The 10,518-nt window shown below is 70.6% G+C and carries 11 protein-coding genes; 6 read left to right on the top strand and 5 right to left on the bottom strand.

All coding sequences use genetic code 11. The features are described 5' to 3' along the window. Positions 1–247: 247 nt before the first annotated feature. Positions 248–1,420 carry an acetyl-CoA acetyltransferase gene (locus tag JHN45_RS47285; RefSeq protein ID WP_201055594.1) on the bottom strand — a complete coding sequence of 391 codons (1,173 nt, stop codon included), beginning with the start codon at positions 1,418–1,420 and terminating at the stop codon, positions 248–250. 75 nt (positions 1,421–1,495) lie between these two features. On the opposite strand from JHN45_RS47285, the gene JHN45_RS47280 reads away from it, so the two are divergent. Continuing rightward, positions 1,496–2,686 carry an acyl-CoA dehydrogenase family protein gene (locus JHN45_RS47280; RefSeq protein ID WP_201055592.1) on the top strand — a complete coding sequence of 397 codons (1,191 nt, stop codon included), beginning with the start codon at positions 1,496–1,498 and terminating at the stop codon, positions 2,684–2,686. After that, a complete protein-coding gene (locus tag JHN45_RS47275; protein ID WP_201055590.1) occupies positions 2,683–3,192 on the top strand; it encodes a nitroreductase family deazaflavin-dependent oxidoreductase in 510 nt (169 codons plus the stop codon). Before JHN45_RS47280 ends, JHN45_RS47275 begins: the two co-directional genes overlap by 4 nt. A gap of 61 nt (positions 3,193–3,253) precedes the next feature. Here JHN45_RS47275 and JHN45_RS47270 read toward each other — a convergent pair whose 3' ends face one another. Next, a complete protein-coding gene (locus JHN45_RS47270) occupies positions 3,254–3,889 on the bottom strand; it encodes a TetR family transcriptional regulator (RefSeq protein WP_019075507.1) in 636 nt (211 codons plus the stop codon). Between the two features lie 134 nt (positions 3,890–4,023). Here JHN45_RS47270 and JHN45_RS47265 point away from each other — a divergent pair, with 134 nt between their 5' ends. The 3 genes from JHN45_RS47265 to JHN45_RS47255 all read left to right on the top strand — a co-directional run bounded on the left by JHN45_RS47265 (position 4,024) and on the right by JHN45_RS47255 (position 7,849). Next, the gene (locus JHN45_RS47265) at positions 4,024–4,758 is read left to right on the top strand and encodes a VOC family protein (RefSeq protein ID WP_201055586.1); all 735 of its coding nucleotides are present in this window, start codon (positions 4,024–4,026) and stop codon (positions 4,756–4,758) included. A 179-nt stretch (positions 4,759–4,937) separates the two neighbouring features. Continuing rightward, on the top strand, positions 4,938–7,283 hold the full coding sequence (locus JHN45_RS47260; RefSeq protein ID WP_201055585.1) for a PQQ-binding-like beta-propeller repeat protein: 2,346 nt from the start codon (positions 4,938–4,940) through the stop codon (positions 7,281–7,283). Positions 7,284–7,315: 32 nt separating this feature from the next. Beyond that, entirely contained in the window at positions 7,316–7,849 is a 534-nt protein-coding gene (locus JHN45_RS47255) for a hypothetical protein (protein ID WP_201055584.1), read from the top strand. Positions 7,850–7,864: 15 nt separating this feature from the next. Here JHN45_RS47255 and JHN45_RS47250 read toward each other — a convergent pair whose 3' ends face one another. Genes JHN45_RS47250 through JHN45_RS47240 form a run of 3 tightly spaced genes read right to left on the bottom strand, consistent with a single transcriptional unit; the run spans position 7,865 to position 10,217 of the window. Next, positions 7,865–8,638, bottom strand: coding sequence for an enoyl-CoA hydratase/isomerase family protein (locus JHN45_RS47250; RefSeq protein ID WP_201055582.1), 774 nt, complete (start codon positions 8,636–8,638; stop codon positions 7,865–7,867). Next, the gene (locus tag JHN45_RS47245; protein WP_201055580.1) at positions 8,635–9,051 is read right to left on the bottom strand and encodes a Zn-ribbon domain-containing OB-fold protein; all 417 of its coding nucleotides are present in this window, start codon (positions 9,049–9,051) and stop codon (positions 8,635–8,637) included. The genes JHN45_RS47250 and JHN45_RS47245 overlap by 4 nt, the downstream gene beginning before the upstream one ends. 17 nt (positions 9,052–9,068) lie before the next feature. Then, entirely contained in the window at positions 9,069–10,217 is a 1,149-nt protein-coding gene (locus tag JHN45_RS47240; protein WP_201055596.1) for a lipid-transfer protein, read from the bottom strand. A gap of 113 nt (positions 10,218–10,330) precedes the next feature. Here JHN45_RS47240 and JHN45_RS47235 point away from each other — a divergent pair. Beyond that, positions 10,331–10,518, top strand: a 188-nt coding sequence (locus tag JHN45_RS47235) for an AMP-binding protein (protein ID WP_201055578.1), incomplete at its 3' end; no start/stop codon positions are given.

Genomic DNA, 10,518 nt, shown 5'->3' with positions numbered 1-10,518 from the left:
ATCCGCTCCGCCGGGTGCGGATGCAGCCCAGGTGGAGGGGGGACGTACCTGGGACCCCGTTCTTCTGGGCTGCTCGCTCGCTTCTAAGACGGGTTGGGGCGGGCCTAGTCAAGGGTGGAGCGCAGCGGAATCGCCGTAGGCGACGCGACCGTAGGGAGCGCCCTTTACTTGGTCCGTTCCGGCCCGACACTGACAAGAAGCGAGTGGCCCGACGTTCACTGAACAAGAAACCTCACGACCAACACCCTCAACCCCGCCCCAACACCACAGTCCCAGAAGAGCAGAACCATCCCCCAGTCCCGGAAGCAACTCCCAGACGCGGCAACTCCCCTTCCCCAAGCCTGACTTGACGAGCGCCCGCCTCTCCTCGTAGCTGCCTGACCGCCTCCACCAGCAGGAACAGCCCCCGCATCCCGGGGTGTTGGGCCGAGAGACCGCCGCCGTCCGTGTTCACGGGGAGTTCGCCGCCCTCCACCCGCAAGCGTCCCTTCTCCACGAACGCGCCCCCTTCCCCCTTCGAACAGAAGCCCAGATCCTCCAGCGTCACCAGCGTCATGTAGGTGAAGGCGTCGTAGATCTCGGCGAAGTCGATCTCCTCGGGGCGGACACCGGCTCGTTCGAAGGCCAGGCGGCCGCTCACCGACGCCGGGGACACCGTGAAGTCGGGCCATTCGGACATTGAGGCGTGCGAGACGTGTTCGCCGGTGCCGAGTATCCAGACCGGTGCCGTACGGCAGTCGCGTACGTACTCCTCGGCGGCCAGGAGTATCGCCGCGCCGCCGTCGGACCGTATGCAGCAGTGCAGTTTGGTGAAGGGGTCCGCGATCATCGGGCCGGAGAGGACGTCGTCCACGGTGATCGGATCGCGGAACATCGCCTCGGGGTTCAGCGCGGCGTTGGCCCGGGCCTGTACCGCCACCTCCGCCAACTGCTCGATGGTCGTGCCGAATTCGAGCATGTGGCGGCGCGCGGCCATCGCGTACTTGGCGATCAGCGTGTGGCCGTAGGGGACCTCGAACTGGAGTGGACCCCGCGCGCCGAAGGAGAGGTTGCCGGTTCTGCGGCCCGCCTTGATGTCGGCGCGGGACGTGGAGCCGTAGACCAACAGCACGGCGTTCGCGTGGCCCGTCGCTATCGCGTCCGCCGCGTGCGCCGCCATGACCTCCCAGGTGGAGCCGCCGACCGCCGTCGAGTCGACCCAGGTGGGGCGCAGGCCCAGGTATTCGGCCACTTCGACGGGGGGCAGGGTGCCGAGGCCGGCTGACGCGAAGCCGTCCACCACCGTCCGGTCCAGGCCCGCGTCCGCCAGTGCGCGGCGGGCCGCCTGGGCGTGCAACGCGTAGGGCGTCGTGTCGTCGACCCGTCCGCAGTCGGACAGTGCCACGCCCACTACGGCGACCTTGCGGCTCCCCGCTGTCATGAGGGGCTCCTCCCTCTGTGCATATCGTGCCCGGACTCCTAATATGACGGACCGTCAGATCTGGAGGGAAGTGTCATGGACGCCAGCTTCACCGCCGAGCAGGACGAGATCCGCCGTACCCTCCGCGAACTCCTCACCAAGCGTTGTGGGTCGGAGAGCCTTCGTGCCGCCGTCGACAGTCCGGTCGGGCACGATCCCGCCCTCTGGGCCGCCCTCGCCGACCGGCTCGGGCTGCCGGGGCTCGCGCTTCCGGAGTCGTACGACGGTGTCGGCTGTACGGCCACCGAACTCGCCCTGGCCTGCGAGGAGACGGGCCGTTTTCTCGCGCCCTCCCCGCTGCTCGCCACCGCCGTGCTCGCCGCTCCTCTCGTCCTCGCCCTCGGGAGCGAGACCCAGCGCGCGACGCTGCTGCCCCGTATCGCCGCCGGTTCGCTGACCGCCGCCCTCGCGATACCCGGCCCCGCCCTCACCACCGCCCTCGCCCTCACCGGCCCCAACGACGGCGAGTGGGCCGGCGGCGGGCGTGCGGGCGGGGTGCAGGCCAGGCAACTGGGGGACGGCGGCTGGCGGTTGTACGGGCAGGTCGCGCAGGTGCTCGACGGGCACGGCGCCCAGCTGCTCCTCGTCGCCGCCCACACAGGCGGGTTCGCCCGGTCGCGGACCTTGCTGTTTCTCGTCCAAGGGGACGCCGACGGGCTCGTACGGACTCGGCAGACCGCGCTCGACGCGACCCGGCCGCAGGCGCGCATCGAACTGCGGGATGTGGAAGCGGAGTTGCTGGGGGTCGATGACAGCCCGCGGTTGCTACGAGAGCTTTCCGTGCTCGGTGACACCGTCGCCGCCGTGCTTGCCGCCGAGGCTGTCGGGGCCGCCGACCGGGCGTTGGAGCGGACCGTGCAACACGTCAAGCAGCGGGAGCAGTTCGGGCGGGCGATCGGGTCGTTCCAGGCGGTGAAGCACCGGCTGGCCGATGTGTATGTGCAGGTGCAGGCGGCCAAGTCGGCTGCCTACTACGCAGCTTGGGCCATCGGCAACGGGGAGCGGGTCGGCGGGATCGCTCTCGCGCAGGCGCTGGAGGCCCTGCGCGGTGCCGCCGCCGAAGGGATTCAGCTGCACGGGGGGATCGGGTTCACCTGGGAGCACGAGGCCCATCTCTATTTCAAGCGTGCCGCCGGTGACGAACTGCTCTTCGGGCCGGTGCACCGGCTGCGGGCGTACGCCGCCGAGGGTGCGCGTCTCTTCGAGAGCCGTGAGGTGACGGTGTGATCGGTGTGCGGCTGGTACAGAAGGTTTCGTCGACGCCCGTGTTCGCTCGCGTCGCCCCGCATGTCATCCCCGCCCTCGACCGGGCCGTGCACCGGCTGACCCGCGGGAAGGTGCTGCTCAGCGCCCAGATGCTGCCTGGGGTGATCCTGACCGCGAGGGGAGCCAGAAGCGGGCAGCGGCGCAGTACTCCGCTCGCCTGTATGCCGGTTGAGGACGGGTGGGTTCTCATCGGGTCCAACTTCGGGCGTACGGGGCATCCGGCCTGGACGGGCAATCTCATCGCCCATCCCGACGCGGAGATCAGTTGGAAGGGTGCGGAAATCCCGGTCACCGCACGGCTGTTGGAGGGGAAGGAGCGGGCCGAGGTGTGGAAGGCGGCCCTCGTGTTCTGGCCGCCGTACGCCACCTATCAGGCGCGGGTGGACCGCGAGATCCGGCTGTTCCAGATCACACGTAGGGACACACGTAGGGACACACGCAGGGCAGGCGACGGTCCACCTGGGTGAACCGCCGCCCGCGAGACAGGACTTGGGACCTGAGAAGTCAGAACCTGGGAAGCAGGAACCGCTACTTCGTCGGCTTCTTGCCGGTCACGCCCAGGTGGACCAACAGCGCCAGGTTCGGCTTGAGTTCAGCCTGCTTGACACCCCACGTCTGGAAACCCTTCTGGTGCGAGGCGACCGCCGCGAGCATCGCGACCAGTGAACCGGCGACCGCCGCCGGGTTCACGTCCTTGTCGACCCTGCCCTTGGACTGCAGTTCGGCGACCGCGTCCGAGAGGGAGTTGTTCACGGAGTTGAGGATCTTCATGCGGATCTTGTAGAAGCGTTTGTCGCCCTCGGCCGCTCCGAGGTCGACGACCCGCAGGATCGCGTCGTTCCGGCGCCAGAACTCCAGGAATCCGTCCACGAGTTCCTGGGAGGTCTGCCAGCCGGCCTTGCCGACCCATGACCGGCCGGCGAGCAGTTCGGTCAACTGCCCGCCCTCCGTTGCCATTTGCTCGGCGATTTCCAGGACGGCGCCTTCGACGTCCGGGAAGTACTGGTAGAAGGTCGCGGGTGAAGTCCCCGCCTTCCGGGCGACATCGATGACTTTGACGTCCCGGTAGGGGGAGGAGCTGAGCATCTCGCTTAGGCAGTCGAGCAGCTTCTGCCGGGTCGCCTGCCCACGCCGGCCGGCCACGCGGCCGTCGACGGTACGCACTTGTCCTGTCATGCCGTCAGCTTACCGAGGGGTGATCGGAGCGCGATTCGGCCGACTGCAAATGGGGTGCACGAGGGTCCAGAGGGTGGTGTGCCTGGTCTGCGGGGTGCGTGCGGCGCCGTTACTTTGACGGTATGGCCGAAAACAGGGCATCCGCGAAGGAAAAGACGTACGGAGAGGGCGTCCCCTGCTGGGTGGACGCGCAGCTGCCGGACCTGGCTGCGGGCAGGCGGTTCTACGGTGAGCTCTTCGGGTGGACCTTCGAGGAGGCGTACGGCGGCTCCGTATGGGCCCGCAAGGACGGTGAGGCCGTCGCGGCGCTCGCCCACAAGGCGGACGGGCGGATGCCGACCGTGTGGACGGTGTACTTCGCGACGCCCGACGTGGTGCGGCTGACCGGGCGGATCCGGGACGCCGGCGGACAGGTGTTCATGGCGCCCATGCCGGTGGGGGAACTGGGCACGGCCGCCCTCGCCGCCGATCCGGAGGGTGCCGTGTTCGGGCTGTGGCAGGCGGCCCGTCATCCCGGCTTCGGCGTCCGGCACAAGGCGGGCACCTTCGGCTGGGCCGAGCTGTACGCCCGCGACACGGAGAGCGCGAACACTTTCTACGGCGGACTTTTCACAGACGCCCTCTTCGGACCGGAGGCCGCCCCCGACTTCGGGCGGGCGCCCGTGTCCGACGTGTTCCCGGTGGAGATGCCGCCGCATTTCCTCGTTCACTTCCGGGTCGAGGACATCAGCGCTGTTCTGGGGGCCGTGCAGCGGCTCGGCGGGCGGGTTCAGGTCCCGCCCTTCGAGACGTCGTACGGAAATGTGGCCGTCGTCACCGACAATCAAGGGGCGTCGTTCGCGCTGCAGCAACGTTGACACCTGGACGTTTGTCCGGAGATATGCCGAGACACCCCGATTAGTCGCCGGGTTCGCAACCTGTGGCCCGGCCAGGAAGAATCAGGGTGCGTGCCGCCATGGCGGTGCGGTGGTGAGACGCTGCACGGGGTCGCGTACATATGTGGGTGGCGTGGCCCGTACGGGGAGGTGGCAGGCAAGTGGTGGATCAGCTGACGCAGCACGATCCGCGGCGGATCGGGCCGTTCGAGGTGCTCGGACGGCTGGGCGCGGGCGGCATGGGGCTGGTCTATCTCGCGCGCTCGGCGTCCGGCCGGCGGGTGGCGATCAAGACCGTACGGACGGAACTCGCCGAGGACCAGCTCTTCCGGGTCCGTTTCACGCGTGAGGTCGAGGCCGCGCGGGCCGTCTCCGGGTTCTACACCGCGGCCGTGGTCGATGCCGATCCCCGGGCCGCCGTGCCGTGGCTGGCCACCGCCTACGTGCCCGCGCCCTCCCTCGAAGAGATAGTGAACGAGTGCGGGCCGATGCCGGCCCAGGCGGTGCGCTGGCTCGCGGCGGGGGTCGCGGAGGCGCTGCAGTCCATTCATGGTGCCGGGCTCGTGCACCGGGACCTGAAACCGTCCAACGTCCTCGTCGTCGAGGACGGGCCGCGGGTCATCGACTTCGGTATCGCCTCCGGTGTGTCGAACACCCGTTTGACGATGACGAACGTGGCGGTGGGCACCCCCGCCTACATGTCCCCCGAGCAGGCCAAGGACTCCCGCAGCGTCACCGGCGCCAGCGATGTGTTCTCGCTCGGCTCGATGCTCGTGTTCGCCGCCACCGGCCACCCCCCGTTCCACGGCGCCAACCCGGTCGAGACCGTCTTCATGCTGCTGCGCGAGGGCCCCGACCTCGCCGGTCTCCCGGACGAACTGCGCCCCCTCATCGAGTCCTGCATGCAGATGGAGGCCACCGGCCGGCCCAACCCGGCCGACCTCCAGGCCCAACTCGCGCCCCACCTCTTCGGCTCAGGATCCGACGACAGCGGTACGGCCTCGGCCTGGCTGCCCGAGCGCGCGGTGACCCTCATCGAGACCCGGCGCGGCGGTCGCCCGCCCGTGAAACCGACGCCCACCACAGGCCGCAGCGGTGGCGGTCGCGCCGCCGTACCGCCGCCGCCCTCCCACGACCCCGTGGTGCCCGTCCCGGTCGGCGCCCCCGACACCGGGCCCGTACGGCTGGCCGGCGCGCCCGTGCCGATCGGTCCCGGACCCCGGGTCGCCGACGCCCGCGCCGCCGCCGTGAAGGCACCCCCTCCGGAGGCGGGCCTCGTCGCCTCCTGGTCCCGGCCCCGGCCCGGTGTCAACGGCACCGACGCCGCCGTAGGACCCGCCGTACCCGTACCGCCGCCGCTGCCCCCGGAGACCGCCTCCGGCTGGCGCCCCTGGCGGTTCCGCATGTCGAACGACGTCTGGGGCACCCCGACCGTCGACGGCGACCTCGTCTACGTCACCTCCTTCGAGGTGCACGCCCTCGACGTGCAGACCGGGCGCCGCTCCTTCAAGACCCGCGACGTCGCCTGGTCGATGGCGGTCGCGGACGGCCGTATCCACGCCTCGGACGGGCCCACCCTCTTCGCCCTGGACGCCCGCGAGGGCGGTGACCTGTGGCGGCTGTCCACCGAGGCCTGGGTGTACTCCCTCAAGGCCGAGCGCGGCACCGTCGTCACCGGGACGCGCGGCGGCGGAGTGCAGGCCTGGGAGGCGGCCACCGGGCAGCAGCTGTGGCAGGTGACCGGCGCGCAGACCGACTTCGAGTCCCCGGAGGCGGGCCCGGCGCTGCACGACGGCACGGTCTACGTGTGGCAGGACGCCCGGCTGCGCGCCCTGGACGCCCGGACGGGCGACGAGCGCTGGTCGTACCCGATCGGCGACGCGGCCTCCTGCGGAGGGGTACCCGTACGGGTCACCGCCGCCCCGGACGGTCAGGTCTACGTCGCCGCGGGCACCCGCGTCCTGTCCGTCGAGGTGGCGAGCGGCCGGGTCCGCTGGCACTTCGAGGCCCCCGCGGTCTTCCTCTGCGCCCCCACCTTCGCCCCCGGACCGGCGGTCACCGGCGGCGGCATCTACCTCGCCGACTACCTCGGCACGGTCTACGCCCTCGACGCCGCCGACGGCCGCGACCGCTGGCGCATCGCGACCGAACCGCGCGCCTCCATCGAACCCGTCCTGGTCGCTGCCGGACACGTCCACGTCGGCAGCGGCAAGGGCCTCTACACGCTCGACGCCGTCACGGGCACCCCCAAATGGCGCTTCCAGGCGGGCGGCGACATCGTGGGCGCCCCCGCGGTCGCCGAGGGCCGGATCCACTTCGGCTCCACCGACCACCTCCTCTACACCCTGAAGGCCGACGACGGCCGGCTCCGCTGGAAGCTCGCGACCGGCGGCGAGATCACCGGGGCGCCCGTCGTCCGGGACGGTGTCGTGTACGCGTGCAGCAAGGACCGCTGCGTGTACGCCCTCGACGCGGAGAAGGGGACGGGCACCGCAAGGACCGCGTGAGCGGGGCCCGTTGGGGTCGGTACCATGATCGGATGCAGACGCGGGGGCGCAGGCTCAGATTCACGGCAGTACTGGCACTGACGGTTCTCACCCTCACCGGCTTCTCCACCGGACGGCACCACAGCACCAGCCGTCACCGGAGCGGCGGCGGTGGCGGCGGGTGCAGCAGCTCGAGCCAGGACCACGACACGTCGACCAGCACAACAGGCGGTTCGTCGGGCGGCAGTTCGTACACCCACCGGCCCGACTACCGCTCCACACCCACCTCTACGGCCACCTCGGGCAGCGGCACCAGCAGCCTCCAGGACGGTACGGCGAAGCTGGTGAGCTGCGCGACGGCGAAGAAGCAGTACGCCACCGTCGAGGTCAGCAACCCGAACAGCAGCAAGGCCACCTTCTCCGTCGACGTCACCTTCAAGGACGCCCAGGACAACGAGGTCGACTTCAACTACGCGGACGTCAAGGTCCCGGCCAAGGGCAGGGCGACCGTCCGGGTGCCCGTGCTCGGCACCTCAACCCCGATCGACCACTGCGAGGTCGACCCCAGGGCGACCCCGGGGACCTGACCCTCACCAGGTCCCTCACCGGGTCCGGAACTCGCCGCTCCGCCGCCCGGCGAACAGCTCCGCCTGCCGTTCGTCGGGCAGATTTCCGAGTGCGATCAGCGGCGGCGCCTGCGCATAGGCTTGCGCCCGCGCCGCCTCCTTCGCCGCCCACAGCGCCCGTACGGTGCCCTGGACGCCCTCGGTCGGACACCCGGCGATGACGGCCGCGCAGGTCACGGCGGCCTCCAACGCCCCGCCGGGCGGCGCGAGTTCGGACACCAGCCCGATGTCGTACGCGCGCTGCGCCGAGATCCGCTCCGCCGTCCCCATGAGCATCATCCGCGCCACCTCGCCGTACGGCATCCGGTGCGCCATCAGCACCGACTCGTAGGCGCTGACCATGCCGTAGGTGGTGTGCGGGTCGAAGAACACGGCCGTCGGGTCGGCGACGACGAACTCGCTCTCGCCCAGCAGATAGAAGGCCCCGCCGCAGGCCATCCCGGACACGGCGGAGATCACCGGTTTCCACAGGTCGTTGGCCTTGGGTCCGATGTGGAGGAGTGGATCGTCCTGCATGTAGGGCGAGTTGGGCTGCGGGACGACCGCGTCCCGGTCGAGGCCGGTGCAGAACGCCCGCTCCCCGGCCCCGGTGAGGACGACGGCCCGTACGGTGTCGTCGAACCGCAACTCCCGCCATACGGCGGCCAGTTCGGCGGCCGTGGCGAGGTCGACGGCGTTGAGCCTGTGCGGCCGGTCGAGGGTGACGACGGCGACCCCGGTGTCCTTGTCGGCGGCGATCCGAAGCGTCATGACCGCTCCAGAACCCACTGCGGAAGCCCGTCCGCGTCGAACACCACCTGCACCCGTGCCCCGATCCGAATCCGGCCTGGGGAAAGGGAGTTGAGCGCGGCCCCGGCTTCGCTCACGAGATTCCCGACCAGCCGGATCCGCGGGACGTCGACCAGCTCGACGACGATCACGTTGTACGGCGCGACGGCGGCGTAGTCGGGCAGCAGCGGCGGATGCGGGAAGACGTACGACCACACCCGCCCGCGCCCGCTCACCTGCCGCCACTCGCTCGCGAAGGACTGGCAGTGGGGGCAGCAGGGGCGGGGCGGGAAGCGGGGCTCGTCGCAGTCGGCGCAGGTCTGGACGCGGAGTTCGCCGGCGCGGGCGTACTGCCAGAAGGGGGCGCCGTCGGTGTCGGTGACGGGAGTGAGCATGGCGGTCGACTCCTCTTTCACTTCGTGAGCAGCAGGGCGGAGGTGGGGACGCCCTCGCCCGCCGTCACCAGGCAGGTGGCGGCGTCCGGGACCTGGGCGGTGCTGGTGCCGCGCAACTGCCGTACGCCCTCGTTGATCAGGTTGAAGCCGTGGACGTACGCCTCCGAGAGTCCGCCGCCACTGGTGTTGAGGGGGAGCCGCCCGCCGATCTCGAGGGCGCCCCCTTCCGTGAAGGCGCCGCCCTCGCCGCGCCCGCAGAAGCCGTAGCCCTCCAGGGAGAGCGGGACGAGGGCGGTGAACGCGTCGTAGATCTGGGCGACATCGACGTCCTGCGGGGTGAAGTCGGCGTGTTTCCACAGGTGTCGGGCGGCGGTCCAGGCGGGTCCGGTGAGCGGGTCGTCGTTCCAGTAGTTGACCATGCCGTGGTGCTGGGCGGGGAGGCCCTGGGCGGCGGAGTGGATGTGGACGGGGGTGCGGCGGCAGTCCCGGGCGCGTTCGCGGGAGACGACCACGCAGGCCAACGCCCCGTCCGTCTCAAGGCAGTTGTCGAAGAGGCAGAGGGGTTCGCTGATCCAGCGGGAGGTCATGTACATCTCGCGGGTGAGCGGGCGGTCGTACATGATCGCGGCCGGGTTCTGGTTGGCGCGGTTGCGGCAGGCGAGGGCGACGTTGAAGAGGTGGTCGCGGGTCGCCCCGTACTCGTACATGTAGCGACGGGTGAGCATGGCTATTTCATCCGCCGGCCGGAGGAGTCCGAAAGGGCGGGTCCACTGGGCGGGGGTGGGGAGTTGGCGGTCGGTGTTGGTCCACGGTCTCGCCCCACTGCCCCGCTTCCGCGACCTCCAGGCCACACCCACCGTCGCCTGCCCGGCGGCGATGGCGGTGGCGAGATGGGCGACGGTCGCGCACGAACCGCCGCCCCCGTACCCGATCTTGCTGAAGAAGGTCAGGTCGCCGAAGCCGACCGCCTTCGCCAGCTCGACCTCGTCGGTCTCCTCCATCGTGTAGGAAGCGAGGGCGTCGACCTCGCCGGGTGCGATGCCCGCGTCGTCGAGCGCGGCGAGCACGGCACGACAGGCCAAGGTCCGTTCGTCCTCGGGGAGTTGCCTGGCGAAGGAGGTCTGTCCGATGCCGACGATCGCGGTCGCGTCCTTCAGTCCGGCCATGCGCTGTCCGGCCATTCTCCGTGCACCTCCGAGTGACACCGGGAAAGCTGACAGGTCGTCAGGCTACAGCTAATCTGACGGACAGTCAGCTACTGGGTACAGGGAGGCCGTTCATGCGCGGAGACAGGGAATGGGGCAGCATCCCGGGCCTGGTCCGGTCGGCCGCGGAACGGTACGCGGACGCCGAGGCGGTCGTGGACGGCCGGACCCGGATCTCGTACGCCGAACTCGGCGCCCGGGTGGAACGCGCGGCGGCGGCCTGCCTCGCCGCCGGAGTCGAGGTCGGCGACCGGGTCGGCAT

Origin of the sequence: Streptomyces sp. MBT53 (genome assembly GCF_016654115.1) — a bacterium.
GTDB lineage: Bacteria > Actinomycetota > Actinomycetes > Streptomycetales > Streptomycetaceae > Streptomyces.
The sequence above is the reverse complement of the archived record's forward strand: the minus strand, read 5'-3'. Positions and strand labels throughout refer to the sequence as shown.

Coding starts and splice junctions, on each gene's coding strand:
- JHN45_RS47285 (WP_201055594.1), bottom strand. CDS start 1,420: ATGACAGCGGGGAGCCGCAAGGTCGCCGTAGTGGGCGTGGCACTGTCC.
- JHN45_RS47280 (WP_201055592.1), top strand. CDS start 1,496: ATGGACGCCAGCTTCACCGCCGAGCAGGACGAGATCCGCCGTACCCTC.
- JHN45_RS47265 (WP_201055586.1), top strand. CDS start 4,024: ATGGCCGAAAACAGGGCATCCGCGAAGGAAAAGACGTACGGAGAGGGC.
- JHN45_RS47255 (WP_201055584.1), top strand. CDS start 7,316: ATGCAGACGCGGGGGCGCAGGCTCAGATTCACGGCAGTACTGGCACTG.
- JHN45_RS47250 (WP_201055582.1), bottom strand. CDS start 8,638: ATGACGCTTCGGATCGCCGCCGACAAGGACACCGGGGTCGCCGTCGTC.
- JHN45_RS47245 (WP_201055580.1), bottom strand. CDS start 9,051: ATGCTCACTCCCGTCACCGACACCGACGGCGCCCCCTTCTGGCAGTAC.
- JHN45_RS47240 (WP_201055596.1), bottom strand. CDS start 10,217: ATGGCCGGACTGAAGGACGCGACCGCGATCGTCGGCATCGGACAGACC.